Below are 26,395 nucleotides of genomic sequence, written 5' to 3' on the forward strand. Positions count from 1 at the left end.
AACCATGGCTCGTGCCATCACTCTGATCCGCTCCGACTCCCTCTCCGACGTCGCCGAGTACGCCTACGCGGCGACGGCGCCCGCCGAGTCCCGCCTGATCTTCCTGGCCGGGTCGTGCCCGCTGAACGATGACGGCTCCACGGCGGCGATCGGGGACTACGCGGGCCAGGCGGCGAAAGCGATCGACAACATGCGGACCGCTCTCGCCGCCGCGGGCGCGTCGCTCCAGGACGTGATCAGCACCCGGGTCCTCGTCGCGTCAGCCCGTCAGGAGGACCTGGTGACCGCCTGGCAGGTAGTCCGCGACTCGTTCGCCGACCATGACGTCCCCAGCACCTTGATGGGTGTCACCGTGCTCGGCTACAAGGACCAGCTCGTCGAGATCGAAGCCGTCGCCGCCGTACTCGACTGAGCCCCGGGCCCCCCTTATTGCTCAGCGAGGCGGTTCCCAGACCGAGCAGTCGTGCGCGAACAGCACGCGCTGTGGGTCGAACTCCAGGAGCCGCCCCAGCCATGGCCGGCAGGGGGGAAGCGGCTGTTCCAGACCTTGGAGTCCGGCGTGGTGAGCCAGCTGGTCGGCTGCGAAGTGGGACGCGAAATCATGTGCCTGTCCGGCGAGGATGACGGTGCCGTCGCTCTGCCGGACGACCAGTGACTGATGACCGTCGGTGTGGCCGGGGGTGGGAACGATCCATACTCCTGGCCAGATCTCCGCTTCTCCGGAGATCTCCTCATAGGTCGCACCGGGGAAGTCGACGAGTTCGTCCACGGTGTAGTCGCCTCGACGGGCGGTGGCCAGTTCCACGTCCTGCACCACGATCGGCCTGCCGGCCAGCAGCGGATTGCCCCCGCAGTGGTCGAAGTGAAGATGGCAGTTCACCACCAGGGACACATCGGAGAGGGAGACTCCGGAGGCCGCGAGCGCCCTCCGGAGTTCTCGGCGCTGTGGGCGGTAGTGGGCTTCGGTGTCAGGACCGGCGTCTCCGATACCGGTGTCGAAGAGGATCAGCCCCTCGTCACGCCGGACCAGGTAGGCGAGTACGGATTCAACTCGCGGCTGAGGGCCACCGGTCTCTGACGCGGGCCGGACGAAGTACCCCAGGTCGAGGCGACGAACCGCCGTGTTGTTGTTCATCCGGTCATGCTGGCAGGGAACTGCCGCCGCCCCAGGGGTGTTTGCCGACGGCGTACAGAACCGACAGAGCCGACACAGCTGACAGAGCGGACAGCGGGGACAGGGCAGGCAGCGGGGAAGGGGCAGAGTGCGGGGCGAGGCCGTCGTGTCCTCCGGCTGCGCGTCACCCTGAGAAGCGGGCCCTTCGCGTCACCATGGGAGGCGGGCCCTTCGCGTCACCGTGAGAGGCGGGCCTCGATGCCGTCGAGCAGGAAGTCGAGGCCGAGCCGGAAGGTCTGGTCGGCGTCCAGGTGGGCGGCATCGCGCACCACCGTGGCCAGCGCGGGGAACCGGCCGGTGGCGAAGGTCCGCTCCAGATAGGGCCCGAGCGATGCCTGCCAGCGCCTCTCGTCCATCCCGGTGGCCCGTTCCGCGCGCCGCTCTGCGTTCTCCCGGCGCACCGCCCCGATCACGTACGCGTTGACCGCGGCGACCACCGGCATGGTGGCGTCCAGGCCGATGTCGCCCAGAGCGGCCACCACGGTCTCCCCGCTGGCCAGCGCGTTTGGCCCGAGCTGGGGCCGGCCGCCCAGCAGGTCCGCGAGCCATTCGTGCTCGTGAGCGGCGTGCCGAGTGGCTTCGGCGAGAGAGCGGAGCACCTCGCGCCAGCCGTCTCCGACCGGCCGGATCTCGGCGTGGGCGGCGTCGACCATCAGGTCGAGCAGCTCATCCTTGCCGGCGATGTAGCTGTACAGCCGCATCGGACGGACATCCAGTGCGGTGGCGACCTTGCGCAGCGACACCGCGTCCAGACCGTCCGCGTCGGCCAGCCGGATCGCCGCTCGCACGATGTCCTCCCGGCTCAAGGGCACCGGTACCGGGCGATTCTGGGGCTCCGGCCTCTCCCACACCAACATGCCGCTCACACTACAGAGCATCGAGCGATACAGTGTATCGGTCAATACGGTGTATGACCGTGCCGAAGGGAAAGTACATGCCCATGACCATCGCCATCGTCGGAGCCGGTCCAGGCGGCCTGGCCCTTGCCCGGGTGCTGCATGTGAACGGGATCGACGCCACCGTCTACGAACGGGAATCGTCCCGGGACGCACGCGGTCAGGGCGGCATGCTCGACATCCACTCCGGCCAGCGGGCGCTGCGTGAGGCGGGTCTGATCGACCGGTTCCACGCGCTCGCCCGGGGCGAGGGGCAGGACATGCGCCTCCTGGAGCCGGACGGCACCCTGCTCCTCCAGGAGGACACGCCCGACGACGCCCCGTCCGAGCGGCCCGAGATCGACCGTGCCGATCTGCGCGACCTGCTGCTGGACTCCCTCCCCGAGGGCACGGTGCGCTGGGGGCACGCCTTCGAGTCCGCCGACAACGGCCTGCTGCGCTTCGCCGGCGGCGGCAGCGCACCGTATGACCTGCTGGTGGGCGCGGACGGCGCACGCTCCCGGGTCCGCCCCCTGCTCACCGACGCCCGCCCGGCGCACATAGGCCAGAACGTCGTCGAGATCGGCATTCCCGACATCGACCGCACCCATCCCCACCTCGCGGCGATGGTCGGTCGCGGCAACTACTGGGTGCTCGGCGGCGGAATCTCCCTGGCGGCCCAGCGCAACGGCGACGGCCGCGTTCGCATCGGCATCAGCTTCTACAACACCGCCGAGGACTGGTTCGCCGCCAGCGGTATCCCGTTCGACGACCCGGCCGCCGCCCGTGCACGGCTGATCGAGCTGCTCCCCGGCTGGGACGAGCGGTTCACCGCACTGATCGCGGCCTGCGACGACACGGTCGTACCGCGCTCGATCAGCACGCTCCCGGCCGGCCTGACCTGGCCCTCGGCGCCGGACGTGACGCTGCTCGGTGATGCCGCGCATCTGATGCCGCCGGTGGGTGAGGGCGCCAACATGGCACTGGTCGACGGCGCACTGCTCGGCCTCGCGCTGGCCGCGCACCCGGACGACGTACCCGCCGCCGTCAAGGAGTACGAGCGCGAGATGTTCGAACGCACCGGCGCCGCCGCCCGGATGTCCGCGAAGATGCAGGACCTGTTGATGTCGCCGGACGCCGGCCGGAGGATGCTCAAGTTCTTCCGGCCCGGCTGAGGGCGGGACCGCCCTCAGCGGCGACATTCGTACAAGACCGATCGCCGTACGCACAGGCATCGTCCCGTACATGGGACATGAAGACGTCACGCACTCGCACGGGATGCACGTGGTCCGCTGCGGCCCGCGGCAGGCCCCGCCGCTGCTGCTCATCCACGGATCGGGATTCTCCGGCGGCTCCTGGAGCCCGGTGGTGCCGGCCCTCTCCGAGCGGCATCACGTCATCCGGATCGACCTGCCGGGTCACGGCCACTCCCCGCCCGCTCCGTCGTACGACGTGGCCGAGCAGGCGGGCCGCCTGGCCGCGGCAGTCGACGAACTCGCCCTCGGCCGGGTCACCGCGGTCGGGCACTCCAGCGGGGGGTACATCGCCACCGCGCTCGCCGGGCAACGCCCGGACCTGGTCGGTTCGCTCGCGCTGATCAGCAGCGGCCCGAGTCCCGAAGCGCTCCTTCCGCAGCCCGCCGTCCTCCGGGCCCTGACCGCCCCGCCGCTGGGCCCGCTCCTCTGGCCGATCCGCTCGGACTCGATGCTCCGCAAGGGGATGGCCTCTGTGTGCAACCGCCCGGTGGACATCCCGGACGACCTGATCACCGAGGCCCGGGGCATCGGCTACCGCACGTTCAGGACCGTGCTGCGCCGGAACACCGCGTACATCGCCGAGCGGAGCGTTCCCGAGCGCCTCGCCGCCCTCGACGTCCCGGTCCTGGTGATCTTCGGCGCGGCCGACCGCCGCTGGGACCCGGCTTCGGCACACCGGTACGGCACGGTGCCGAACGCGCGCGTCGAGCAGCTGCCCGGCGTCGGGCACCTCCCCATGTTCGAGGCACCGGAGAAGACCGTCGCCTTGCTGCTGGCCTTCGCGGCTGCCCCCCGCTGACGCCGATCGCTACCCTGGCGCCGTGTGGACCACCGGGTCACCCGACCGGACATCAGTGGAAGTCGCCGTCCCGCGGAAGCCGGAGCGGCTTCCCGGTATCACCATGGCCGGGTTCGCCCAGCGTGTCCCCGCGCTCGTGGACATCACCATGGTCGCCCACCCCTCGGTCACCCTGTTCGTGGACCTGAGCGAGGGGGAAGGCCCCGCCTACGACGTGCACGGCAGACGTGAACGCGGCAGCGTCGTCGTCGGACTGACCCCGGGCGTACTCCGGGTCAGCGGTCCGGAGTCCGAACGATGCCGGTGCCTCCAGATCCGGCTGTCGCCGGTCGTGGCCGGCGCGGTGCTCGGCGCATCCGCCGAACTCGTCGGCTCGGTGGCCTCGCTGGCAGACGTCTGGGGCCGCGACGCCGGACGGACCGAGGACAGACTGCGTGCCGCCACGTCCTGGGACGAGCGGTTCGCGATCGCCGCGGACGTCCTCGGCCGACGACTGGACGCCCGCCCTCCGCACGACCCGGAGGTCGCTGCCGCCTGGTCGCGGATACTCACCGGCCGCGGCCGGGTCCGGGTCGACGACCTGGCGAGCGAGGTGGGATGGAGCCGTGAACGCCTCTGGTCCCGCTTCCGGTCCCAGGTCGGCCTCGCCCCCAAGCCGGCCGCCCGGCTGGTGCGCTTCGACCACGCCGCTCACCTGCTCGCGGCCGGTGAGGCCGCCGCTACGGTGGCGGCCGCGACCGGCTACGCCGACCAGTCCCACCTCCACCGCGAGGTCAGGGCGTTCACCGGGGTGACGCCCACCGCCGTCGCCGCCGCGCCGTGGCTCGGGTTCGACGACGTGGCGTGGCCGGCTCCGACCGCCGGCCGGCCACACGCACAGGAGCCGTCGCAGAAGCCGTGAAGCAAACGCAGCAGCCCACTCACCGGGGCCTCCAGGCCGTAGAGCCCGCTGGGCGACGAGCTCGGAGCGGGTCAGCTCAAGCAGCCCGGAGCCGTTGGTTCAGTCAACGGCTCGGTGCAGCAGATCCCTCAGTGTCAGTGCCGCCGGCAGCGGGGCCGCAGGCAGCGCCACATGGACGGTCCGGCGCAGGGCCGGGTCGGTGAGGGGGCGCAGGACGAGTTCGTCGGGGACCGCCCGGGCGGCCAGCGAGGGCACCAGCGCCACCCCCAGCCCGGCGGCCGCGTAGCCGAACTTCCCGGTCCATTCCGCGATCCGGATGATCTTCCTGGGGGTGAAGCCCGCCCGTGCGCAGGCATCGGCGAGCATCGTCGGACGGTCGCCGTACGCACTGTGAAGCCATGCCTCGTCCTGCAGTTCACGCAGGTCGACCGTGGGGACCCCGGCCAGCCGGTGCGTGCGCGGGAGCGCCACGAACAGTTCGTCCTCGCACAGCACGGTCGTCGTGACACCGGTGGCCGACGGCAGGCCGGACGGGTAGTCGCTGACGACAGCGAGGTCCAACGCCCCTTCCCCGAGGCGCTCCATCAGCGTGTCGGTCCAGCCCTCGACCGCGATGACCTCGACATCCGGCTTGGCGAGCTGGAGTGCCCGCAGAGCGGCGGGCACCAGCGAGATGTTGGCGGTGGCGAAGGCTCCCGTGTGCAGCAGTCCGCCGTTCCCCGCGTTCAAGACGGCCAGCTCCCGTGCCGCCCGGGACAGCCGGTCGAGCACCTCCACGGCGTGCCGGTGCAGTGTCCGGCCGAGGGGATTGAGCCGTACGCCCCGAGGAAGCCGTTCGAACAGGGGCCCGCCCGCCTGCTGTTCCAGCGCGGCGATCCGCCGGGACACCGCGGACTGTGTGTAGTTGAGCTGAACTGCCGCTTTGGTGAACGATCCGGTCCTGGCCACGGCCACGAGCAGCCGCAGTGCGTCGACCTCGAACACGCCCCTCCCCCTTCACGATCCTCCGGGCGTCGCCCGTCTTCCCAACCCATTCTCCATACGCATGGGTCCTATGCAATCCAGTCGCTGGTGGAATGGCTCGGCTCGCCCTAACGTCGTTCGCACGGCGGGGCTTCGCAGGGGATCGGCCCCGCCGCACCGCTGCCCAGGAAGCCCGAGGGGGAAATGTGTGGTCACGACGGTTATCACGAGCGGGAGTTGTCAGGGGAGGGGACCGATGACCCGGGAGGCCGCCGTCCTGTTGCCGGCGATGCTGGCCGATCTGGAGGAACTCGTGCGCTGCGAGTCCTTCTCGGCCGACCACGCGGCGGTGGCGCGGAGCGCAGAGGTCGTGGGCGCGCTCGGGACGAGACTGCTGGGGGCCCGGCCGGAGACGATCGTGATCGACGGTGTGACCCATCTGCGGTGGACGTTCGGCACCCCCCGGGTCCTGCTGATAGGGCACCACGACACGGTGTGGCCCATGGGGTCGATCGAGAGCCACCCCTGGTCGGTGACCGACGGGATCGCCCGCGGCCCCGGGGTCCTGGACATGAAGGCGGGCCTGGTGCAGATGTTCCATGCCCTGGCCTCGCTTCCGTCCTTGGACGGGGTGGGCGTGCTGGTCAACGGGGACGAGGAGGTCGGCTCGGCGACCTCCCGGCAACTGATCGAGGAATCCGTGCGGGGGTGCGCGGCCGCCCTTGTTCTGGAACCGTCCGCGGACGACGAGGGTGCGCTCAAGACCGCCCGCAAGGGAACTTCGCGGTACGAGGTCGTCGTACACGGCAGGGCGGCGCACGCGGGTCTGGAACCGCAGAAGGGGATCAACGCCGCGGTCGAGGCCGCTCACCAGGTGCTGTCCATCGCCGGTCTCGGGGCCGCGATGGGTGGCGTCGGCCGCACCGGCCCCGTCCCGGGCGACGGCACCGACTCCGTCCTGGGCTCCGCCACCGTCACGCCCACCCTGTTGTCGGCCGGCAGCGCGCGCAACACGGTGCCCGCGCTGGCACGGGTGTCGGTGGACGTGCGCGTGCCGACCCAGGTGGCACAGGACCGGGTCGACGCCCTCATACGGGGGCTCACGCCGCGGACGCCCGGCGCCCGGCTGGAGGTGCTGGGCGGCAGCCAACGACCGCCCATGGAGCCGGGGTCCTCCGCCGGACTGTTCGCCCTCGCCTTCCAACTCGCCGCGGAACTGGGCGAGGCACCGCTGCGGGGGATCGCCGTCGGCGGCGCCTCGGACGGCAACTACACCGCGGCTGCGGGCTGTCCGACGCTGGACGGCCTGGGCGCCGTGGGCGCCGGCGCCCACGCGAGCACCGAGTACGTCAAGGTCGTGCGGATGGTCCCCCGCACCCGTCTGCTCGCTCAACTCATCATGCGGACACGGCGCGGTCCCGACCGTGACCGGCGTGACTCAGTGTGAAACACGGCTGGGACGTTCTCCCAGCCTCTCGAACCCGGTGAAACCGCTACCGCTGGTGCCGCCGTCCCGTCAGCCGCACCGGGACGGCTGACGGCCGGTCCGAATCCATGGGGAGATCATGGCTCTGTTCCAGAGAAGACGATTCGCCGTGCGAGGGGGCCTGAACGGGCTCGGCCTCGGCGAGAAGCTCGACAGCTATCCCATCGCGGGAGTGGCAGGTGGCCTGACGCAGATGGCGCGGCGGGCCGGCGTGGTCCTGTACGTCATCCTGATCATCGGCTTGATCGCCATCAGGCCCCCGGCGGCGTTCGCCAAGGGCTCCGTCCTGACAGCGGTGGTGTTCGTCCTGTTCGGCCTCACGCTGGCATGGCGTCGTATGTCCGCCAGGTTCGGACTCAGGCGATGCTATGTCCACGCGGACGGCCTGGTCGTCACCAATCTCTTCGGCGGCGTGCAGGACACGGTGGCGTGGAGCGAGGTGACCGTGCTGAACCGGTCCATCGGCGCGTCGGTCTTCATGGCCTTCCACCGGTTCGAGATCGCACGGCACGGCCTCAGGCCCCTGGCGTTCCTGGCGCTGGGTCTGAAGCCCCCCATAGTGGACGCTCTGCTGAATCAGCTGGCCAGGAACGGTATTCGCTGAGAAGGGCAGGTGACGGCCGAACCGATACCGTGGCGGACCCCGACGACGCGTGGCCGCACCCATTGCCCCGCGGCCTTGTCGCTGGACGGGGCAAAGGGTCCGTCCCACCGCTCGCCGGTCAGGTCTGCGCCATGTCCACGAAGCGCGAGTAGTGCCCCTGGAAGGCCACGGTGATCGTCGCCGTCGGACCGTTACGGTGCTTGGCCACGATCAGGTCCGCCTCGCCCGCCCGCGGTGACTCCTTCTCGTAGGCGTCCTCACGGTGCAGCAGGATCACCATGTCGGCGTCCTGCTCGATGGAACCGGACTCACGGAGGTCGGAGACCATCGGCTTCTTGTCCGTCCGCTGCTCCGGGCCACGGTTCAGCTGGGAGAGCGCGATGACCGGAAGCTGCAGCTCCTTGGCGAGGAGCTTGAGGTTTCGGGACATGTCCGAGACCTCTTGCTGACGGCTCTCGGCGCGCTTCGAGCCACCGGACTGCATGAGCTGCAGATAGTCGATGACCACCAGCTTGAGATCGTTGCGCTGCTTGAGGCGACGGCACTTCGCGCGGATCTCCATCATGGAGAGGTTCGGGGAGTCGTCGATGTAGAGCGGGGCGGCGGAGACGTCCGGCATCCGTCGCGCCAGCCGGGTCCAGTCCTCGTCGGTCATGGTGCCGGAGCGCATGTGGTGGAGCGCTACCCGCGCCTCGGCGGACAGCAGTCGCATCGCGATCTCGTTGCGGCCCATTTCCAGCGAGAAGATCACGCTGGGCAGATTGCTCTTGATCGAGCAGGCCCGTGCGAAGTCCAGGGCGAGCGTGGACTTACCCATGGCGGGCCGGGCCGCGATGACGACCATCTGGCCCGGGTGGAGGCCGTTGGTCAGGGCGTCGAGATCGGTGAAGCCGGTCGGCACACCGGTCATCTCTCCGCTGCGGGACCCGATCGCCTCGATCTCGTCGAGCGCGCCCTCCATGATGTCGCCGAGCGGCAGATAGTCCTCGCTGGTCCGCTGCTCGGTGACGGCGTAGATCTCGGCCTGCGCGGAGTTGACGATGTCGTCCACATCGCCGTCGGCCGCGTATCCCATCTGCGTGATCTTCGTGCCCGCCTCGACGAGCCGCCGCAGGACGGCGCGCTCGTGAACGATCTCCGCGTAGTACGAGGCGTTGGCCGCGGTCGGCACCGACTGGACCAGGGTGTGCAGATACGGGGCTCCGCCCACCTTGGTGATCTCGCCGCGCTTGACGAGCTCGGCCGCCACGGTGATCGGGTCGGCCGGCTCGCCCTTGGCGTAGAGGTCGAGGATCGCCTGGAAGACGGTCTCGTGGGCGGGCCGGTAGAAATCGTGGCCCTTGATGATCTCCACGACATCGGCGATGGCGTCCTTGGACAGGAGCATGCCGCCGAGGACCGACTGTTCCGCGTCGAGGTCCTGGGGCGGCACCCGCTCGAACTCCCGGGAACCGCCCTCCCAGCCGCTGCTCTCCCGGCCGCGGTCGTGCTGCTCACCGCGGTCACGGCTCTCGCCCCGGCGCTGACGGGAGACGGGCAGCCGGTCGCTGGGGCCGGTGTCGGCCCAGGGGTCGTCCAAGGGCTCGGGGATACTCATCCGGCCACCTCCTCCCGTCCGCTCCGCGGACCTAGCCGTGCCACTCTTTCTTACGGCACGGCACCGACAAACAAGACGCCCGACTCCGGTTGCGGTGTGTCGGGTTCTGCCGGGTTTCCAGGCCGAAACGGGGTGGGGGCGCCGCACCACGTTAGGCCTCCGAGCACCGTCAGCCAATCTGGTTATCCACAGGGCATGTGGACGACGGACCAGATGCTGTGGAGAACCACGCAGAACCTGTGCACGGACCGGGGGACAGCACTGTGGACAAACTCATAGCACCTCCACCATCACCCGTCTGACCTGCGTTTTTCTCATCCACCGACTGTGGGGGAGAAAAACTTTCCGAGTCGGCTCAAGATCACGGCAACACACCCGCAGCAGAACGCCGAACTCCTCCATATGTAAGGATCAATAAGGGATTGCATCTGTTACCTGTGGAAGATTAGATTGGCCCCTATGACCCAGGCACCGGCGAGCCCGCCACCCAGTCGCCGTCGGCACGACCGCGAGATCATCGCACTCGCGGTTCCCGCCTTCGGCGCGCTCGTGGCCGAGCCCCTGTTCGTCATGGTCGACAGCGCCATCGTCGGCCATCTCGGGACCCCGCAACTGGCCGGCCTGGCCGTCGCGGCGGCCCTCCTGACGACCGGCGTCAGCATCTTCGTCTTCCTCGCGTACGCCACCACAGCAGCGGTCGCCCGCCGGGTCGGGGCCGGGGACCTGTCCTCCGCGATCCGTCAGGGCATGGACGGCATCTGGCTGGCGATCCTGCTCGGCCTCGCGGTCATCGCCCTGACGCTCCCCCTGTCCCCCTGGCTCGTGGAGATCTTCGGCGCGTCCGACACCGCGGCCCCCTACGCCACCACCTATCTGCGGATCTCCAGCCTCGGCATCCCCGCCATGCTCGTCGTGATGGCCGCGACCGGGGTGCTCCGGGGCCTGCAGAACACCCGCACCCCGCTCTATGTCGCCATCGGCGGTTTCACTGCCAACGGGGCCCTCAACGTAGCCCTCGTCTACGGCGCCGGCCTCGGCATCGCCGGATCGGCCTGGGGCACGGTCATCGCTCAGTTCTCGATGGCCGCGGCCTATCTCGTCGTGGTGGTCCGCGGCGCCCGACTCCACGGCGCCTCCCTGCGGCCCGACGTCGCCGGCATCAAGGCCAGCGCCCAGGCCGGCGTCCCCCTCCTGGTCCGGACGATGTCGCTGCGCGCCGTCCTGCTCATCGCCACCGCCGTCGCCGCCCGGCTCGGAGACACCGACATAGCCGCGCACCAGATCATCCTCTCGCTCTGGAGCCTGATGGCCTTCGCGCTGGACGCCATCGCCATCGCCGGGCAGGCCATCATCGGACGCTATCTGGGGGCCGATGACGCCAAGGGCGCGCGCGAGGCCTGCCGCCGCATGGTGCAGTGGGGCATCGCGTCCGGCGTGCTGTTCGGGCTACTGATCGTTCTCGCCCGGCCGCTGTTCGTGCCGCTGTTCACCAGCGACCAGTCCGTCCAGGACACCCTCTTCCCCGCCTTGCTGGTGGTGGCCCTGACCCAGCCGATCGCCGGGGTCGTCTTCATTCTGGACGGCGTGCTGATGGGCGCCGGCGACGGTCCGTATCTGGCCTGGGCCATGCTCGTCACTCTGGCCGTCTTCGCCCCGGTGGCCCTGCTGGTTCCCACCCTCGGCGGCGGGCTGACGGCACTGTGGTGCGCGATGACGCTGATGATGGCCGTCCGCATGGCGACGCTCTGGCTGCGGACCCGGTCGGGCAAGTGGCTGGTCACCGGCGCCGCTCGCTGAGCCGCCGCCGGTGGACCCCTGCCTGTTTCACGTGAAACTGCCTGTTTCACGTGAAACAGGCAGGGGTCCACCGGGAAACGGCGAAGGGCCGCACCTCAAGAGGTGCGGCCCTTCACTGTTCTGCTGAGATGCGGCCTGAATCAGGCAGCAACGACCTCGACGCCGAGCTTCGCAGCGACCTCGGGGTGCAGACGCACGGACACCTGGTGTCCGCCGAGCGTCTTGATCGGCGAGCCGAGCTCGACACGACGCTTGTCGACGTCCGGACCACCGGCAGCCTTGATCGCCGAGGCGATGTCGGCCGGGGTGACGGAGCCGAAGAGACGGCCGGCGTCGCCGGAGCGAACGGCCAGACGGACCTTCACGGCCTCAAGCTTGGACTTGATCTCGTTGGCCTGCTCGATCGTGGCGATCTCGTGGATCTTGCGGGCGCGGCGGATCTGCGCCACGTCCTTCTCGCCACCCTTGGTCCAGCGAATGGCGAAGCCACGCGGAACCAGGTAGTTACGGGCGTACCCGTCCTTGACGTCAACGACGTCGCCAGCAGCACCGAGGCCGGAGACCTCGTGGGTGAGGATGATCTTCATGATTCGGTCACCCTTCCCTTATCGCGCGGTGGACGTGTAGGGCAGCAGCGCCATCTCACGGCTGTTCTTGACAGCCGTGGCGACGTCACGCTGATGCTGCGTGCAGTTGCCGGTGACGCGGCGGGCACGGATCTTGCCACGGTCGGAAATGAACTTCCGCAGCATGTTCGTGTCCTTGTAGTCCACGTACTGGGTCTTGTCCTTGCAGAACGCGCAGACCTTCTTCTTAGGCTTGCGCACAGGCGGCTTCGCCATGGTGTTTCTCCTGTGTGATCAAGAAGTGGGGGTACGAGCTGCCCTTAGAAGGGAGGCTCGTCCGAGTAGCCGCCGCCAGACGTTCCAGAAGAGCCGCCGGAACCGCCGGAGCTTCCGCCCCAGCCGCCTCCGCCACCCTGCTGACCCCCGCCCTGCTGGCCGCCGGCCGGCGCGCTCGTGGCCCACGGGTCGTCGGCGGGAGCGCCGCCACCACCCTGCTGGCCACCAGCACCGGGACCGCCGCCCCAGTTACCGCCGCCCTGCTGACCGCCGCCGTATCCACCCTGGCCCTGACCGCCCTGGCCACCGCGACCGGTGGTCTTGGTGACCTTGGCCGTGGCGTTCTTGAGACTGGGGCCGACTTCCTCGACGTCCAGCTCGTAGACCGTGCGCTTGACGCCCTCGCGGTCTTCGTACGACCGCTGCTTCAGCCGGCCCTGCACGACAACGCGCATGCCTCGCGTGAGCGACTCGGCGACGTTCTCCGCCGCCTGCCGCCAGACCGAGCAGGTGAGGAACAGGCCTTCGCCGTCCTTCCACTCATTGGTCTGCCGGTCGAAGATGCGGGGAGTGGACGCGACGCGGAACTTCGCGACCGCCGCACCGGACGGGGTGAAGCGCAGCTCGGGGTCGTCGACGAGATTGCCGACGACCGTGATGACGGTCTCGCCTGCCATGGATGAACCTCTCGGCGGGGATTGCTTCTGGCTGCTTGCTGCTACTCGAACCCGATGACCACTGAGCTAGAAGCTCAGTGGATCTCGGGACGGAGGACCTTGGTCCGGAGGACCGACTCGTTCAGGTTCATCTGGCGGTCGAGCTCCTTGACGACCGCAGGCTCGGCCTGCAGGTCGATGACCGAGTAGATGCCCTCGGGCTTCTTCTTGATCTCGTAAGCGAGCCGACGACGGCCCCAGGTGTCGACCTTCTCAACCTTTCCTTCGCCCTCACGGACGACGGAGAGGAAGTTCTCGATCAGCGGGGAGACTGCTCGCTCCTCGAGATCGGGGTCGAGGATGACCATCACCTCGTAGTGACGCATGTGGAACCCACCTCCTTTGGACTCAGCGGCCACGGTCGTTCCGTGGCAGGAGGGTCGTGATGCGTAAGCAACAGTGTCTCCGAGTAAAACAGCCGCCACTGACAACGCCCTCGGTTGAGAGGGGGCTGAGGTGGGGTGGCCGGGCAGACACCGGTGCAGACCGTCCAGAGTACCTGTAGACGGGCTTCCGGTTGAAATCCGGTGGTCAGGAGACGCAATCTGTACACATCGGGTGTGAGCGGCGCCACGATGCGCCGCCTTTCGGCCAGGAGGTACTCCATGGCACACGCAGTGCGACCCCGCTCGTCCGTCTCCCTCTTCGCCACGGACGGAAAGGCTCATCCGCTCCAGGACGCCCTGGTGGCGGTCACAGTGGCCCTCGGCATCCTCGCCTTCGTAACGGCGTGGTTCCACGGCCTGCATCTGATCAGCTCGTGGGCCGGGCTCATCGGAATCCTCGTAGGCGCGTACGGGCAGTACATCTCCGTGACGACGCGGGAGCGGTTCCCGCTGATCCTCGGTATCGGAGCCTCCGCCATCGGGTTCTTCCTCGGTATGGCCCACGGCGGGCTCTTCGGCGGCGTGGTGGGCTGAGCGCGCCGCCGGCCGGCGGTCCCGGCAGGGGCCCGGGGCGGCGTCGCAGCCCGGCGCCGCCCTCCGCACCACCTGCCGGAACCGTCCGGGTACGACAGGGCCAGACCGCGCGCTTCCCGGTCACAGTAGGCTTCGGCGCGAGAGCCGGAGCCCCTGACCGATGGGGACACACCTGCCGAGGAGCGCCCCGCATGAGCCTGACCCTGAGGACCATCAGCCGAGAGCAGCATCTGGCGTACATCCAGAGTCTGCCCGCGGCGAGTCACATGCAGGTGCCGGCATGGGCGGATGTGAAGGCCGAGTGGCGCTCGGAGAGCCTGGGCTGGTTCGACAAGAGCGGCGAGCTCGTCGGCGCCGGCCTGGTGCTCTACCGGCAGCTGCCCAAGATCAAGCGATACCTCGCTTATCTTCCCGAGGGCCCGGTCATCAACTGGTACGCCCCGAACCTGAGCGAATGGCTGCAGCCGATGCTGACGCATCTCAAGCAGCAGGGCGCCTTCTCGGTGAAGATGGGCCCGCCCGTCGTCATCCGCCGCTGGGACGCCCACGCGATCAAGGCCGGTATCCAGGACCCCGACGTGAAGCGCCTGCGCGACGTCGAGGCAACCCACATCGAACCCCGCGCCTTCGAAGTCGCGGACCGGCTGCGGAAGATGGGATGGCAGCAGGGCGAGGACGGCGGCGCCGGCTTCGGTGACGTCCAGCCCCGCTACGTCTTCCAGGTACCGCTGGCGAACCGTTCGCTCGAAGACGTCCACAAGGGCTTCAACCAGCTCTGGCGGCGCAACATCAAGAAGGCCGAGAAGGCCGGCGTCGAGGTCGTCCAGGGCAGCTATGCCGAACTCGCCGAGTGGCAGCGGCTGTACGAGATCACGGCCGAGCGCGACCACTTCCGGCCGCGCCCGCTCGGCTACTTCCAGCGCATGTGGACGGCCCTCAACAACGAGGACCCCAACCGGATGCGGCTGTACTTCGCCCGTCACGAGGGCGAGAACGTCGCTGCCGCGACCATGCTGATCGTCGGCGGTCACGTCTGGTACTCCTACGGTGCGTCGGCCAACCACAAGCGTGAGGTCAGGCCCTCGAACGCGATGCAGTGGCGGATGCTCCGCGACTCGTACGCCATGGGCGCCACCGTCTACGACCTGCGCGGCATCTCCGATTCGCTGGACGAGACCGACCACCTCTTCGGCCTGATCCAGTTCAAGGTCGGCACCGGCGGTCAGGCGGCGGAGTACCTCGGTGAGTGGGACTTCCCACTCAACAAGCTGCTGCACAAGGCGCTCGACATCTACATGTCCCGCCGCTGATCCGGGGCACGCGTACCCGTGGCGCACGGATACGCGACACAAGGATCCGTGGCGCAAGGCTGACGAAACCGGCTTCATTCGTTTCAATGGGCTCTTCAAGTAGCTCTTCACACCTCCGATACACCGCAGCCACCAGAAAGGTTCCGGACCGGCCATGGCGCTCTCCCTGTACGTCGACACCGCGCGCTGGCGGGCGCACCAGAAATCCGTGCTCGATCAGTTCCCCGGACTCGTACCGGTCTGCAAGGGCAACGGGTACGGCTTCGGCCACGAGCGGCTGGCCGACGAGGCGATCCGCTTCGGTTCCGACACGCTCGCGGTCGGCACCACCTACGAAGCAGCCCGGATCAAGGACTGGTTCAGCGGCGATCTGCTGGTGCTCACGCCGTTCCGGCGGGGTGAGGAGCCGGTGCCCCTGCCCGACCGGGTCATCCGTTCCGTGTCGTCGGTGGACGGGGTGCACGCCCTGGTGGGCGCCCGGGTCGTCATCGAGTGCATGAGCTCGATGAGGCGACACGGCGTCAAGGAGGAGGAGCTCGGGCAGCTGCACGCCGCCATCGAGGACGTACGTCTCGAAGGCTTCGCCCTGCACCTGCCGCTGGACCGCACGGACGGCTCGGACGCGGTCGAGGAGGTCATCGCCTGGATGGACCGCCTGCGGGCGGCCCGGCTGCCGCTGCACACGATGTTCGTCAGCCACCTGCGGGCCGAGGAGCTGGGCCGGCTCCAGCAGCAGTTCCCGCAGACCCGTTTCCGCGCCCGCATCGGGACCCGGCTCTGGCTCGGCGACCACGAGGCGACGGAGTACCGGGGCGCGGTGCTCGACGTCACGCGCGTCGCCAAGGGCGACCGGTTCGGCTACCGGCAGCAGAAGGCCGCGTCCGACGGCTGGCTGGTGGTCGTCGCGGGCGGCACCTCGCACGGGGTGGGCCTGGAGGCTCCGAAGGCGCTGCACGGCGTGATGCCGCGCGCCAAGGGCGTCGCCCGCGCCGGTCTGGCGACCGTCAACCGCAACCTGTCGCCGTTCGTCTGGGCCGGCAAGCAGCGCTGGTTCGCCGAACCGCCGCACATGCAGGTGTCGATCCTGTTCGTGCCCTCGGACGCGGAGGAGCCGAGGGTCGGCGACGAGCTGGTGGCCCACCTGCGCCACACCACCACGCAGTTCGACCGCCTCGTGGACCGCTGAGCCGCCCGGGGCCGCCGCATCGCGACGGCCCCGGAGCGCCTCTCCCGTCCCGTCGCTCAGTCGGCGGCCGGCGTGCCCCCGGCGCCCCACTCCACTCGTGGCCCCTCGACCGTGAGCGCGGCATGGCGTGGCGGATGCGCGGCCGCACGGCCCAGCACGAAGGCGTCCGGCGCCCCGTCGAGCACCCCGCCCGAGGGATCGTCCGAACCGTCGCCCCGTACGCCGTCCCGCTCCGGCATCAGGATGTCCCGCACGACCACGGCGCAGAGGTACAGCGTGCCCAGCAGATGCAGCGCGATGGCGAGCTGATAGCCCTCCGTCGGCAGTCCCTGGTGCTTGTCGCCGCTCGTCGTGTAGGCGAGGTACATCCAGATCCCCAGGAAGTACATGACCTCGCACGCCTGCCAGATCAGGAAGTCCCGCCAGCGCGGCCGGGCCAGTGCGGCGAGGGGGATCAGCCACAGCACGTACTGCGGTGAGTAGACCTTGTTGACGAGGATGAACACCGCGACGACGAGGAAGACGAGCTGCGCGAACCGGGGCCTGCGCGGCGCCGTCAGCGTCAGCGCGCCGATGGCGGCGCACAGCACGAACGTCGCCAGGGTCGAGACGGTGTTGACCGTGCTTACCTCGATGGACTCACCGGTGCGCTGCGTGATGATCAGCCAGAACGAGCCGAAGTCGATCGAGCGTTCCTCGCTGAAGGTGTAGAACTTCTTCCACCCGTCGGGGGCGAACACCATCACCGGCAGGTTGACGACCAGCCAGGAGGCCGCGGCACCGAGCGTCGCCACCCAGAACGCCCGCCACTTCCCGGCCCGCCAGCACAACACGAAGGCCGGGCCCAGCAGCAGCACGGGGTACAGCTTGGCGGCCGTGGCCAGCCCGACCAGGATGCCGAACGCCAGCGGCCGGCTCCTGGACCACATGAGCATCGCGGCGGCCGTGAGGGCGACGGCCAGCAGGTCCCAGTTGATCGTGGCGGTGAGGGCGAAGGCGGGTGCGAGAGCCACCAGGAGGCCGTCCCAGGGGCGGCGCCGGTGCGTGCGCGCGACACAGACGGCGATGATCGCGGTGCAGATCATCAGCATGCCCGCGTTGACCAGCCAGTACACCTGCTCCTGGTGCTGGATCGAACCGCCCGGGGTCAGCCAGGACGCGATCTGCATGAACACCCCCGTGAGCACGGGGTACTCCAGGTACTGCATATCGCCGGGCAGCCGGTCGAAGTAGGGCACCAGGCCTTCGGAGAAGCCGCGCCCGGCGTACAGATGCGGAATATCGGAGTAGCAGGCGTGGGTGTACTGGGAGCCCGCGCCCTGGAACCAGGCCCAGTTGTAGCAGGGCAGCTTCTGCACCATGCCGAGCGCGAACATCCCCAGCGCGACCAGCGCCACGGCGCCCACGGGGGTGAGTGCGGTACTGCCGAGCCGCGACCAGCGGCCCGACCTCCCGCCGATCAGCTCGCTGCCGGCCGCGGCGACCTCGTCCTCATGCGTGGGCCGTACGACGGACCGTTCCTGCTGCACACTCGTGTCCTCTGCACTTGGCATGCCGCACATCCTGCCGTACCGGACTGTGCGAACGGCGAGGGCCGCCGCACCTGTGGTGCGGCGGCCCTCGCCACGGCTGTCGGACTGCCCCGCGCCGGCCTGCCGGCCGGTCGGAGGCCGCTACCCGGTCGTACCTCCGAAGATGCCGTTGTTGCCGTTCCCACCGTTGCCGTTGCCGTTCCCTCCGTCGCCGGCGGGTGGGCTGGAGCCGCCGGGATCGCCGTCGCCGGCCGTTGTCCCGTCCGTGGTCCCGGGTGTGCCGCCGTCGTCCCCGCCGGTCGTGCCGGCGTCGGCGCCGCCGTTGTCCCCGCCGTCGGACGTACCACCGTTGTCGTTCTGGCAGTTCCAGTCCCAGGTGCCGCAGCTCTCCGTCGGGTCGGGCGGCGACGGCGGCGAGGCCGGGGCGCTCGGCGGGGGCGTGTCGGACGGGGTCGTGGACGGGCTCGGCGGGGGCGTGTAGCTGGGCGTCGGCTTGGGGCTGCTCGCGCCGCCGCCGTAGACCTTCTCGCCGATCGGCTCCGGCTTCGGGAATTCCACGACCTTCTGGCCCTTCATGGCATCGGCCATGTAGTCGTGCCAGATCTGGGCCGGGAACGAGGCGCCGTGGATCTTCTCCTCATTGCCGGTGCCGTACATCTTCTCGAACTTGCGGTTCTTGTGCTTCTCGTTGTCGTCCAGCCGGTACATGCTGATCGCCGTCGAGAGCTGCGGGGTGTAGCCGACGAACCAGGCGGAGAGGTTGTCGTCCGTCGTACCCGTCTTGCCCGCCACATCGCGGCCCGGGAGTCTGGCGGGCGTACCCGTACCGTGCTCGACGACGTTCTTGAGCACGTCGGTCACGTTGTCGGCCACGGCGTTGTCGAAGGCGCGCTTGGTGACCGTCTCGTGCTGGTAGATCACCTTGCCGAGCTTCTTCACCTGGGTGACCGAGAACGGCTCGCGCTGCTGGCCGCTGGCCGCGAACGTGGCGTACGCGCCGGCCATCCGGATCACGCTCGGCGAGGACGTACCGATGGAGAACGACGGAACGGTCGAGTTCGCCATGTTGTCGTCGTCCTTCAGGCCGGCGGCAATCGCCGCCTCCTTCACCTTGTCCGTGCCCACGTCCATACCCAGCTGGACGTAGGGGGAGTTGGCGGAGACCTCCATCGCCTTACGAAGCGTGATGTTGCCCTCGGACTTGTTGCCGTCGTTGGTCTGCAGCCACTCCTCGCCCTTCTCGTTCGTCCAGACCTCGCCGTTGTACTTCTTGATCTTCAGCTTGTTGTTGCCGTTGTAGATGCTCAGCGGCGAGACCTTCTCGCGCTGCGAATCGTTCTGATCCGCGCCGAGCTCGGGGTCCCGTCTTCCGTGTTCCATCGCGGCGGCCAGCACGAAGGGCTTGAAGGTCGAACCCACCGCGGCGCCGGTCGGGTCGGCGTTGTTGGTGTAGTGCTGGGTCGCGTCCTTGCCGCCGTAGATCGCCTTGATGGCGCCGGTCTCCGGGTCGACCGAGCCGCCACCGAACTGGACGTGGGTGTCCTTGTCGGGGCGCTTCTTGGGGTCGATCCTCTTGTCGTAGACCTTCTTGACGGCCTTGTTGAGCTGCTCGACCTTCTCCCTGTCAAAGGTCGTGTGGATCTCGTACCCGCCCTGGTTGAGCATCTCCGCGGTGACACCCTGGTCGTTGTTCGCGAGGAAGTACTTCCGGGCGAGCTCGACCAGGTAGCCCGTCTGTCCGCCCAGCTGGGCGTCCTTCTTCAGCGGCTTGGGCGCCGGGAACGTCCGGTACTTGTCGTGATCGGCCTTCGACAGCCGGCCGTCCTTGAACTCCTCGTCGAGGATCCACCGCCAGCGCTTCTTCGCCCGGTCCAGGTTCTTCGCCGGAGTCGCCTGCTCCGGGTCGACGTCCGGAGCCCCCGCCGGGTCGTAGTAGCTGGCGCCCTTGAGCAGGGTCGCCAGGAAGGCGCACTCGCTCGGGTCCAGGTCCGTGGCGTCCTTGCCGTAGTACGTACGGGCGGCCGCCTGGATACCCGAAGCGCCCCGACCGTAGTACGAGACGTTGAGGTACCCGGCCATGACCTCCTTCTTGTTCCCCTGCTCCCCGACCTTCAGCGTGATGAAGAGCTCCTCGACCTTCCGGCTCAGGGTCTGTTCCTGGGAGAGCCGCGAGTTCTTCACGTACTGCTGCGTGATGGTCGAGCCACCCTGCGTCTGGCCGCCCTTGGCCATGTTCCACACGGCGCGGCCGATGCCCATCGGGTCGATGCCCTTGTCGTGCTCGAAGGACTTGTTCTCCGCCGAGATGACGGCGTTGCGCATCGCCTCGGGGATCTGCTCGTAGGCGATGACCTGGCGGTTGGCCGCGCCACCGGTCGCGACCATCTGCGTGTTGTCGGACCAGTAGTAGACGTTGTTCTCCGCCTTCGCGGCGTCGTTCACCTTGGGCATCGTCACCATCGCGTACGCGATGCTGGCAACGCCCATCAGAAGGCCCACGAAGCCGATGCACAGGCCGGAGACGAGCTTCCACGACGGCACCCATCGCCGCACGCCGTGCTTACCGGCGCGCGGGTAGTCGATGAAGCGCTTCTTGGCCGGGCGCTGGTTCCCGCGCCCTCGGCCCCGGCCGGGGCCCTCGGCCCCGTCGTCGCCACCGCCGCCCCGGCGCCGTCCTCCGCCGTCGGAACCGCCACGGCCGCCGGAGCCGCGCTGGGCGGCCCGACGCGCGGCGGCTCGCCCGCCGTACGGGGCTTCCCCGCCCTGCGGACCGGAAGGTGATTCAGAAGTCACGCTATGTGACGGCGCCGCTCGGCGTCCTGAGGACTGCTGGGTGGCTCGTCTGGTCGCTGCGCGCCCGCCACCTTGCGGCTGCGGCGTTTTGCGACGGTGCTCGCTCATCGAACGACTACTCCTCGGGCAGGCGAGAACGCCTGGAAGCGGCAGTTGAGATCCGGTCCCCCCGCATTACGGACCAGCCCTGCGACGGGCACGTCCGCAGCACATCCGGCCAGTCCGCGGAGACTGACGCGGTCGGGCGTCGCGCGGTTCCCGGTGGTCTGCATGCCGGACAGACTACGCACGGTCAAAACCCTCCTAGGACCGAACTTCACCTCAAATTACGCAAGTCGGTTCCCAAGAATTAGTTATGTGACGCCGTTCACTAAGGCCCCCCTTGCCCCAGCGGACACTCCGATCTATCGTGCTGATGTATCGAGTCGATACATCAGCTCGGTACATCGCCTCGGCATAACAGCCCGGCGCAGGGACGGACGAGAGCACTCGGAGAAGGGGGAGGCGAGGTTGAGCAGACGCTCCGGCATCCTTGAGTTCGCTGTCCTCGGGCTGCTCCGCGAGTCCCCGATGCACGGCTACGAGCTGCGTAAACGTCTCAACACATCGCTGGGGATCTTCCGCGCCTTCAGCTACGGAACCCTTTACCCGTGCCTCAAGACGCTGGTCGCCACCGGCTGGTTGATCGAGGAGCCGGGAAACGCTCCGCCAGAACTTCCGCCCGGCTCCGGCCGCGCGGTGGCCCCTTCCTCTTCTCTGGCAGGGCGCCGCGCCAAGATCGTCTACAGATTGACGGCGGAAGGTAAGGAGCACTTCGAAGAGCTGCTCTCGCACACCGGCCCGGACTCCTGGGAGGACGAGCACTTCGCTGCTCGTTTCGCCTTCTTCGGACAGACGGAGCACGAGGTGCGGATGCGGGTGCTGGAAGGCCGTCGCAGCCGGCTGGAGGAGCGTCTTGAGAAGATGAGCGCCTCTCTGGCCCGCACCCGCGAGCGTCTCGACGACTACACACTTGAGCTTCAGCGACACGGCATGGAGTCCGTGGAGCGCGAAGTGCGCTGGCTGAACGAGCTCATCGAGAGCGAGCGGTCGGGACGGGATCAGCGACGATCCTCGCCCGAGGGCTCAGCTCAGCAGAACACCGCAGGAGAGCCGGACGGCCTGCCCCGGCGGGGTAACAACCCGCCGGATCCGTCCGGCGACACCGCCAAGTGAGATCTCCGCAGATCCGCGGGGCCCTCATCAGGAACATCCATTACACACAGGGAGCAACCGGAATGGGTTCGGTTCGCGTAGCCATCGTCGGCGTGGGCAACTGCGCCGCCTCGCTGGTCCAGGGCGTCGAGTACTACAAGGACGCCGATCCGGCCGGCAAGGTGCCCGGTCTGATGCACGTCCAGTTCGGCGAGTACCACGTTCGGGACGTCGAGTTCGTCGCCGCCTTCGACGTCGACGCGAAGAAGGTCGGCCTCGACCTCTCGGACGCCATCGGCGCCAGCGAGAACAACACCATCAAGCTCTGCGACGTGCCGAACGCCGGTGTGACCGTCCAGCGCGGCCACACCCACGACGGTCTCGGCAAGTACTACCGCGAGACCATCGAGGAGTCGGCCGAGGCCCCGGTCGACATCGTCCAGGTCCTCAAGGACCGCAAGGTCGACGTTCTGGTCTGCTACCTGCCCGTCGGCTCCGAGGTCGCTGCGAAGTTCTACGCGCAGTGCGCCATCGACGCCAAGGTCGCGTTCGTCAACGCCCTCCCGGTCTTCATCGCCGGCACCAAGGAGTGGGCGGACAAGTTCACCGAGGCCGGTGTCCCGATCGTCGGCGACGACATCAAGTCGCAGGTCGGCGCCACCATCACGCACCGCGTGATGGCGAAGCTCTTCGAGGACCGGGGCGTCGTCCTGGACCGCACGATGCAGCTGAACGTCGGCGGCAACATGGACTTCAAGAACATGCTTGAGCGCGAGCGCCTCGAGTCCAAGAAGATCTCCAAGACGCAGGCCGTCACCTCGCAGATCCGCGACCGCGACCTCGGTGCGGACAACGTCCACATCGGTCCGTCGGACTACGTGGCCTGGCTGGACGACCGCAAGTGGGCGTACGTGCGCCTTGAGGGCCGCGCCTTCGGTGACGTTCCGCTGAACCTTGAGTACAAGCTCGAAGTCTGGGACTCCCCGAACTCGGCCGGTGTCATCATCGACGCCGTCCGTGCCGCGAAGATCGCCAAGGACCGCGGCATCGGTGGCCCGATCCTCTCCGCGTCCTCGTACTTCATGAAGTCCCCGCCGGTTCAGTACTTCGACGACGAGGCCCGCGAGAACGTCGAGAAGTTCATCAGGGGCGACGTCTCCAACTGACGCCACCTGAACAGGGTCTGCTGTCCGGTTCAGACCGAATCCGGACGATCGGCCCCAGGTATGTCGGCGCGGCACAGCCGGGAGCGGTCACGCTCCTGAGCTCCCGCACCGTTGAGGGTCCCCGGGCAATCCGCCCGGGGACCCTCAACGTATGTGACCCTTGCTCCCATGCCCGTCGTGCGCGACCTGCGCGTTCTCCTGCGCCTTCGGAACTTCCGCCGCCTGCTGGCCGTACGGGTGCTGTCCCAGTCGGCCGACGGCGTCTATCAGGTGGCGCTCGCGGCGCATGTGGTCTTCTCTCCGGAGAAACAGACATCCGCGGCCGCCATCGCCTCCGCCATGGCCGTGCTCCTGCTGCCCTACTCGCTCATCGGCCCGTTCGCCGGAGTGCTGCTGGACCGCTGGCCCCGCCGCCAGGTCTTCCTCTACGGCAATCTGCTGCGCGCCGGGCTCGCCTGCTGCACCGCACTCCTGATCCTGGGCTCCGCTCCGGACTGGCTCTTCTACGCCTCGGCCCTGTGCGTCACCGCCGTCAACCGCTTCGTGCTGGCCGGCCTCTCCGCCGCGCTGCCGCGCGTCGTCGACCAGGAGCGGCTGGTGTTGGCCAACTCCCTCTCCCCGACCGCGGGCACGCTCGCCGCGACGGCAGGCGGTGGCCTCGCCTTCGTCGTACGGCTGCTGCTGTCCGACTCCGACGCGGCGGTGGTGCTGCTGGGCGCGGGGCTCTACCTCGCCTCCGCGGTGGCGTCCCTGACCCTTGCCGCCGGGCTCCTCGGCCCGGAGCGGGGCAGCGGCCGGCTCCCCCTGCGCCGGGCTCTGGCCACGACCGCCCGCGGTCTCGGTGACGGGCTGCGCCATCTGTCGGAACGCAGGCACGCCGCACGGGCGCTGGCCGCCATGACGGTGATCCGCTTCTGCTACGGGGCGCTGACGGTGACGGTTCTGATGCTGTGCCGGTACGCCTGGGCGGACACCGAGGCCCATGGGCTGGCGCTGCTCGGTCTGGCGGTGGGGGTGTCCGGGGCGGGGTTCTTCGCCGCGGCGGTGCTGTCCCCGTGGGCCGTGGCGCGGCTCGGGCGGTTCCGCTGGATGACGGTGTGCACGGCCGCCGCAGCCGCCCTCGTACCGGCGCTGGGGCTGTGGTTCACTCCCACTCCGATGCTCGTCGCCGCGTTCGTGCTCGGCCTCGTCACCCAGGGGGCGAAGATCGCGACGGACACGGTGGTGCAGACCTCGGTGGATGACGCCTTCCGCGGCCGGGTGTTCTCGCTTTACGACGTGCTGTTCAACGTGGCCTTCGTGGGCGCGGCCGGTGTCGCGGCTCTCATGCTGCCGCCTGACGGCAGGTCGGCCGCGGTGGTAATCGGAGTGGCCGCGCTCTACGCCCTGGTGGCCATGGCCCTGTACCGCTGGAGCCGAATCCGCGAGTCCGTATAGCGTGCGCGCGGGGATGCCTCGCAGCGAATGCTCCGCAGGGCCCGCAGCAGAACGTGCCGGACGGCAAGAAGGGCTTCCTCGCGGTGCGCAACCTCGTCACGTCTGGGACGCGAAGAAGTGCATCGCGTATACCGGGACCTTCGGCAGCCGGAGCAGCGTGGCGCTCTGCCTCATGCCGGTCAGGCCCGGCGGCTGACCCTCAGGAACGGAAGCAGGACCGGGCGAGGGCGCTGTTTCACGTGAAACAGCGCCCTCGCCGTGCGGGCTGCCGGTCGTGTTTCACGTGAAACATGACCGGCAGCCGTCCCGCCCGTGCCGCCTGGCGGGACTCAGCCCTGCGATTCCCACCACTTCTTGAGCTCTGCCACTGCCTCGTCGTGCTCCATCGGGCCGTTCTCCAGGCGTAGTTCCAGCAGGAACGCATACGCCTTGCCGATGACCGGTCCGGGGCCGACGCTCAGGATCCGCATGATCTCGTTGCCGTCCAGGTCCGGCCGGATCGCGTCGAGCTCTTCCTTGTCCTGTAGCTGCGCGATGCGTTCTTCCAGCGCGTCGTAGGTCCGCGAGAGGGCGGATGCCTTGCGCTTGTTGCGCGTGGTGCAGTCCGAGCGGGTGAGCTTGTGCAGTCGCTCCAGCAGCGGCCCGGCGTCCCGCACATAGCGGCGGACCGCCGAATCGGTCCACTCCCCGTCGCCGTATCCGTGGAAGCGCAGATGCAGCTCCACCAGCTTCGAGACGTCCTTGACCATGTCGTTGGAGTACTTGAGCTCGGTCATCCGCTTCTTGACCATCTTGGCGCCCACCACCTCGTGGTGATGGAACGAGACCCGGCCGTCCTTCTCGAAGCGCCGGGTCCTCGGCTTGCCGATGTCATGGAGAAGCGCGGCAAGACGCAGAACGAGGTCCGGGCCGTCCTCTTCCAGATCGATCGCCTGCTCCAGAACGGTCAGGGAGTGCTCGTACACGTCCTTGTGACGGTGATGCTCGTCACTTTCGAGCCGGAGCGCGGGGAGCTCGGGAAGGACCTCCTGCGCCAGCCCCGTGTCGACAAGGAGCGCCAGTCCCTTCCGAGGGTGTGCGGAGAGAAGGAGCTTGTTGAGCTCCTCACGGACCCGCTCGGCGGAGACGATCTCAATCCGCCCCGCCATTTCCGTCATCGCCTCGACCACGTCGGGAGCCACTTCGAAGTCCAGCTGGGCGGCGAAGCGTGCGGCTCGCAGCATGCGCAGCGGGTCGTCGGAGAACGATTCCTCGGGGGTTCCGGGGGTGCGCAGGACGCGCTCCGACAGATCCTCGATGCCGCCGTGGGGGTCGATGAAGTCCTTCTGCGGCAGCGCGACAGCCATCGCGTTGACCGTGAAATCACGTCGGACGAGGTCGTCCTCGATGGAGTCGCCGTAGGAAACCTCCGGCTTGCGCGAGGTTCGGTCGTACGCCTCGGACCGGTATGTGGTGACTTCGATCTGGTAGCCGTCCTTCTGGGCGCCCACCGTGCCAAAGGCGATCCCGACCTCCCACACCGAGTCCGCCCAGGGCCGGACGATCTTCAGAACGTCCTCGGGACGGGCGTCGGTCGTGAAGTCCAGGTCGTTCCCCAGCCTGCCCAGAAGTGCGTCCCGGACCGAGCCGCCGACCAGGGCGAGACTGAATCCGGCATCCTGGAATCGGCGGGCGAGATCGTCGGCGACCGGGGACACCCGGAGCAGTTCACTGACTGCGCGGTGCTGCACCTGGGTCAGGACACTGGCGTTGTCTTCATTGGCATTCGGCACAACAGAAAAGGGTACGTGCCCGGACCGGCCCGGACGTCATGGTTTCCTTCAGCCCTGCGAGACTCTCCCGATCAT

General features: G+C 68.8%; 24 protein-coding genes. 13 read left to right on the plus strand and 11 right to left on the minus strand.

Annotated features, from left to right (window positions below; translation table 11 throughout):
• The first annotated feature begins 4 nt into the window (after positions 1–4).
• Complete coding sequence (locus ACIP89_RS08105) at positions 5–412, plus strand: RidA family protein (protein ID WP_402113780.1); 408 nt, start codon at positions 5–7, stop codon at positions 410–412.
• A gap of 21 nt (positions 413–433) precedes the next feature.
• Here ACIP89_RS08105 and ACIP89_RS08110 read toward each other — a convergent pair whose 3' ends face one another.
• Together ACIP89_RS08110 and ACIP89_RS08115 are read right to left on the minus strand one after the other, a co-directional pair.
• Complete coding sequence (locus tag ACIP89_RS08110) at positions 434–1,135, minus strand: N-acyl homoserine lactonase family protein (protein WP_401925057.1); 702 nt, start codon at positions 1,133–1,135, stop codon at positions 434–436.
• 215 nt (positions 1,136–1,350) lie between these two features.
• A complete protein-coding gene (locus ACIP89_RS08115) occupies positions 1,351–2,031 on the minus strand; it encodes a TetR/AcrR family transcriptional regulator (protein ID WP_401925211.1) in 681 nt (226 codons plus the stop codon).
• Positions 2,032–2,114: 83 nt separating this feature from the next.
• Here ACIP89_RS08115 and ACIP89_RS08120 point away from each other — a divergent pair, with 83 nt between their 5' ends.
• The 3 genes from ACIP89_RS08120 to ACIP89_RS08130 all read left to right on the plus strand — a co-directional run bounded on the left by ACIP89_RS08120 (position 2,115) and on the right by ACIP89_RS08130 (position 5,005).
• A complete protein-coding gene (locus ACIP89_RS08120; RefSeq protein ID WP_402114556.1) occupies positions 2,115–3,224 on the plus strand; it encodes an FAD-dependent oxidoreductase in 1,110 nt (369 codons plus the stop codon).
• A gap of 70 nt (positions 3,225–3,294) precedes the next feature.
• Positions 3,295–4,104, plus strand: a complete 810-nt coding sequence (locus ACIP89_RS08125) for an alpha/beta fold hydrolase (protein ID WP_401926042.1) — start codon at positions 3,295–3,297, stop codon at positions 4,102–4,104.
• Between the two features lie 103 nt (positions 4,105–4,207).
• Positions 4,208–5,005 (plus strand): helix-turn-helix domain-containing protein, encoded by a 798-nt coding sequence (locus ACIP89_RS08130; protein WP_402114559.1) that lies wholly within the window; start codon positions 4,208–4,210, stop codon positions 5,003–5,005.
• A 99-nt stretch (positions 5,006–5,104) separates the two neighbouring features.
• Here ACIP89_RS08130 and ACIP89_RS08135 read toward each other — a convergent pair whose 3' ends face one another.
• Positions 5,105–5,989: a LysR family transcriptional regulator gene (locus ACIP89_RS08135; protein WP_401925048.1), complete on the minus strand. Its 885-nt coding sequence runs from the start codon at positions 5,987–5,989 to the stop codon at positions 5,105–5,107.
• A gap of 268 nt (positions 5,990–6,257) precedes the next feature.
• On the opposite strand from ACIP89_RS08135, the gene ACIP89_RS08140 reads away from it, so the two are divergent.
• Together ACIP89_RS08140 and ACIP89_RS08145 are read left to right on the plus strand one after the other, a co-directional pair.
• Complete coding sequence (locus ACIP89_RS08140) at positions 6,258–7,415, plus strand: M20 family metallopeptidase (RefSeq protein WP_402114562.1); 1,158 nt, start codon at positions 6,258–6,260, stop codon at positions 7,413–7,415.
• A gap of 118 nt (positions 7,416–7,533) precedes the next feature.
• Positions 7,534–8,058, plus strand: a complete 525-nt coding sequence (locus ACIP89_RS08145; protein ID WP_402113782.1) for a hypothetical protein — start codon at positions 7,534–7,536, stop codon at positions 8,056–8,058.
• Positions 8,059–8,176: 118 nt separating this feature from the next.
• On the opposite strand, the gene dnaB is transcribed toward ACIP89_RS08145, so the two are convergent.
• Positions 8,177–9,655 carry a replicative DNA helicase gene (dnaB, locus tag ACIP89_RS08150; RefSeq protein WP_401925043.1) on the minus strand — a complete coding sequence of 493 codons (1,479 nt, stop codon included), beginning with the start codon at positions 9,653–9,655 and terminating at the stop codon, positions 8,177–8,179.
• Between the two features lie 459 nt (positions 9,656–10,114).
• On the opposite strand from dnaB, the gene ACIP89_RS08155 reads away from it, so the two are divergent.
• A complete protein-coding gene (locus ACIP89_RS08155; RefSeq protein WP_402113784.1) occupies positions 10,115–11,452 on the plus strand; it encodes an MATE family efflux transporter in 1,338 nt (445 codons plus the stop codon).
• A gap of 140 nt (positions 11,453–11,592) precedes the next feature.
• On the opposite strand, the gene rplI is transcribed toward ACIP89_RS08155, so the two are convergent.
• From rplI to rpsF, 4 genes are all read right to left on the minus strand, one after another.
• Complete coding sequence (gene rplI, locus ACIP89_RS08160; RefSeq protein WP_073733221.1) at positions 11,593–12,039, minus strand: 50S ribosomal protein L9; 447 nt, start codon at positions 12,037–12,039, stop codon at positions 11,593–11,595.
• Positions 12,040–12,057: 18 nt separating this feature from the next.
• Positions 12,058–12,294 (minus strand): 30S ribosomal protein S18, encoded by a 237-nt coding sequence (gene rpsR, locus ACIP89_RS08165; RefSeq protein WP_003967857.1) that lies wholly within the window; start codon positions 12,292–12,294, stop codon positions 12,058–12,060.
• 44 nt (positions 12,295–12,338) lie between these two features.
• Positions 12,339–12,971 carry a single-stranded DNA-binding protein gene (locus ACIP89_RS08170; protein WP_401925038.1) on the minus strand — a complete coding sequence of 211 codons (633 nt, stop codon included), beginning with the start codon at positions 12,969–12,971 and terminating at the stop codon, positions 12,339–12,341.
• Positions 12,972–13,045: 74 nt separating this feature from the next.
• Positions 13,046–13,336, minus strand: a complete 291-nt coding sequence (gene rpsF / locus ACIP89_RS08175; protein ID WP_018101872.1) for a 30S ribosomal protein S6 — start codon at positions 13,334–13,336, stop codon at positions 13,046–13,048.
• A 279-nt stretch (positions 13,337–13,615) separates the two neighbouring features.
• Between rpsF and ACIP89_RS08180 the strand changes: the two genes are divergently transcribed.
• The 3 genes from ACIP89_RS08180 (at position 13,616) to ACIP89_RS08190 (ending at position 16,426) form a co-directional block, all read left to right on the plus strand.
• Positions 13,616–13,930, plus strand: a complete 315-nt coding sequence (locus tag ACIP89_RS08180) for a hypothetical protein (RefSeq protein ID WP_401925036.1) — start codon at positions 13,616–13,618, stop codon at positions 13,928–13,930.
• 191 nt (positions 13,931–14,121) lie between these two features.
• Positions 14,122–15,240 (plus strand): lipid II:glycine glycyltransferase FemX, encoded by a 1,119-nt coding sequence (locus tag ACIP89_RS08185; protein WP_401925034.1) that lies wholly within the window; start codon positions 14,122–14,124, stop codon positions 15,238–15,240.
• 154 nt (positions 15,241–15,394) lie between these two features.
• Positions 15,395–16,426: an alanine racemase gene (locus ACIP89_RS08190; protein WP_311304430.1), complete on the plus strand. Its 1,032-nt coding sequence runs from the start codon at positions 15,395–15,397 to the stop codon at positions 16,424–16,426.
• Positions 16,427–16,482: 56 nt separating this feature from the next.
• Here the strand turns inward: ACIP89_RS08190 and ACIP89_RS08195 are convergent, their stop codons facing one another.
• Both ACIP89_RS08195 and ACIP89_RS08200 read right to left on the minus strand, forming a co-directional pair.
• Complete coding sequence (locus tag ACIP89_RS08195) at positions 16,483–17,979, minus strand: glycosyltransferase family 87 protein (RefSeq protein ID WP_401925031.1); 1,497 nt, start codon at positions 17,977–17,979, stop codon at positions 16,483–16,485.
• Between the two features lie 120 nt (positions 17,980–18,099).
• Entirely contained in the window at positions 18,100–20,859 is a 2,760-nt protein-coding gene (locus ACIP89_RS08200) for a transglycosylase domain-containing protein (RefSeq protein ID WP_402113786.1), read from the minus strand.
• Between the two features lie 402 nt (positions 20,860–21,261).
• On the opposite strand from ACIP89_RS08200, the gene ACIP89_RS08205 reads away from it, so the two are divergent.
• The 3 genes from ACIP89_RS08205 to ACIP89_RS08215 all read left to right on the plus strand — a co-directional run bounded on the left by ACIP89_RS08205 (position 21,262) and on the right by ACIP89_RS08215 (position 24,548).
• Entirely contained in the window at positions 21,262–21,966 is a 705-nt protein-coding gene (locus ACIP89_RS08205; RefSeq protein WP_401925026.1) for a PadR family transcriptional regulator, read from the plus strand.
• A gap of 62 nt (positions 21,967–22,028) precedes the next feature.
• Complete coding sequence (locus ACIP89_RS08210; RefSeq protein WP_401925023.1) at positions 22,029–23,111, plus strand: inositol-3-phosphate synthase; 1,083 nt, start codon at positions 22,029–22,031, stop codon at positions 23,109–23,111.
• A gap of 168 nt (positions 23,112–23,279) precedes the next feature.
• Complete coding sequence (locus ACIP89_RS08215; RefSeq protein WP_402113789.1) at positions 23,280–24,548, plus strand: MFS transporter; 1,269 nt, start codon at positions 23,280–23,282, stop codon at positions 24,546–24,548.
• A gap of 329 nt (positions 24,549–24,877) precedes the next feature.
• Here ACIP89_RS08215 and ACIP89_RS08220 read toward each other — a convergent pair whose 3' ends face one another.
• On the minus strand, positions 24,878–26,320 hold the full coding sequence (locus tag ACIP89_RS08220) for a CCA tRNA nucleotidyltransferase (RefSeq protein WP_402113792.1): 1,443 nt from the start codon (positions 26,318–26,320) through the stop codon (positions 24,878–24,880).
• Between the last annotated feature and the right edge of the window lie 75 nt (positions 26,321–26,395).

Origin of the sequence: Streptomyces sp. NPDC088730, assembly GCF_044751215.1 — a bacterium.
GTDB lineage: Bacteria > Actinomycetota > Actinomycetes > Streptomycetales > Streptomycetaceae > Streptomyces.

What these genes read in the sequence shown, in the direction of transcription:
- ACIP89_RS08105 (WP_402113780.1), top strand. Translation starts at nt 5, where the DNA reads ATGGCTCGTGCCATCACTCTGATCCGCTCCGACTCCCTCTCCGACGTC.
- ACIP89_RS08110 (WP_401925057.1), bottom strand. Translation starts at nt 1,135, where the DNA reads ATGAACAACAACACGGCGGTTCGTCGCCTCGACCTGGGGTACTTCGTC.
- ACIP89_RS08115 (WP_401925211.1), bottom strand. Translation starts at nt 2,031, where the DNA reads ATGTTGGTGTGGGAGAGGCCGGAGCCCCAGAATCGCCCGGTACCGGTG.
- ACIP89_RS08120 (WP_402114556.1), top strand. Translation starts at nt 2,115, where the DNA reads ATGACCATCGCCATCGTCGGAGCCGGTCCAGGCGGCCTGGCCCTTGCC.
- ACIP89_RS08125 (WP_401926042.1), top strand. Translation starts at nt 3,295, where the DNA reads ATGGGACATGAAGACGTCACGCACTCGCACGGGATGCACGTGGTCCGC.
- ACIP89_RS08130 (WP_402114559.1), top strand. Translation starts at nt 4,208, where the DNA reads ATGGCCGGGTTCGCCCAGCGTGTCCCCGCGCTCGTGGACATCACCATG.
- ACIP89_RS08140 (WP_402114562.1), top strand. Translation starts at nt 6,258, where the DNA reads ATGCTGGCCGATCTGGAGGAACTCGTGCGCTGCGAGTCCTTCTCGGCC.
- ACIP89_RS08145 (WP_402113782.1), top strand. Translation starts at nt 7,534, where the DNA reads ATGGCTCTGTTCCAGAGAAGACGATTCGCCGTGCGAGGGGGCCTGAAC.
- dnaB (WP_401925043.1), bottom strand. Translation starts at nt 9,655, where the DNA reads ATGAGTATCCCCGAGCCCTTGGACGACCCCTGGGCCGACACCGGCCCC.
- ACIP89_RS08155 (WP_402113784.1), top strand. Translation starts at nt 10,115, where the DNA reads ATGACCCAGGCACCGGCGAGCCCGCCACCCAGTCGCCGTCGGCACGAC.
- rplI (WP_073733221.1), bottom strand. Translation starts at nt 12,039, where the DNA reads ATGAAGATCATCCTCACCCACGAGGTCTCCGGCCTCGGTGCTGCTGGC.
- rpsR (WP_003967857.1), bottom strand. Translation starts at nt 12,294, where the DNA reads ATGGCGAAGCCGCCTGTGCGCAAGCCTAAGAAGAAGGTCTGCGCGTTC.
- ACIP89_RS08170 (WP_401925038.1), bottom strand. Translation starts at nt 12,971, where the DNA reads ATGGCAGGCGAGACCGTCATCACGGTCGTCGGCAATCTCGTCGACGAC.
- rpsF (WP_018101872.1), bottom strand. Translation starts at nt 13,336, where the DNA reads ATGCGTCACTACGAGGTGATGGTCATCCTCGACCCCGATCTCGAGGAG.
- ACIP89_RS08180 (WP_401925036.1), top strand. Translation starts at nt 13,616, where the DNA reads ATGGCACACGCAGTGCGACCCCGCTCGTCCGTCTCCCTCTTCGCCACG.
- ACIP89_RS08185 (WP_401925034.1), top strand. Translation starts at nt 14,122, where the DNA reads ATGAGCCTGACCCTGAGGACCATCAGCCGAGAGCAGCATCTGGCGTAC.
- ACIP89_RS08190 (WP_311304430.1), top strand. Translation starts at nt 15,395, where the DNA reads ATGGCGCTCTCCCTGTACGTCGACACCGCGCGCTGGCGGGCGCACCAG.
- ACIP89_RS08195 (WP_401925031.1), bottom strand. Translation starts at nt 17,979, where the DNA reads ATGCCAAGTGCAGAGGACACGAGTGTGCAGCAGGAACGGTCCGTCGTA.
- ACIP89_RS08200 (WP_402113786.1), bottom strand. Translation starts at nt 20,859, where the DNA reads ATGAGCGAGCACCGTCGCAAAACGCCGCAGCCGCAAGGTGGCGGGCGC.
- ACIP89_RS08210 (WP_401925023.1), top strand. Translation starts at nt 22,029, where the DNA reads ATGGGTTCGGTTCGCGTAGCCATCGTCGGCGTGGGCAACTGCGCCGCC.
- ACIP89_RS08215 (WP_402113789.1), top strand. Translation starts at nt 23,280, where the DNA reads ATGCCCGTCGTGCGCGACCTGCGCGTTCTCCTGCGCCTTCGGAACTTC.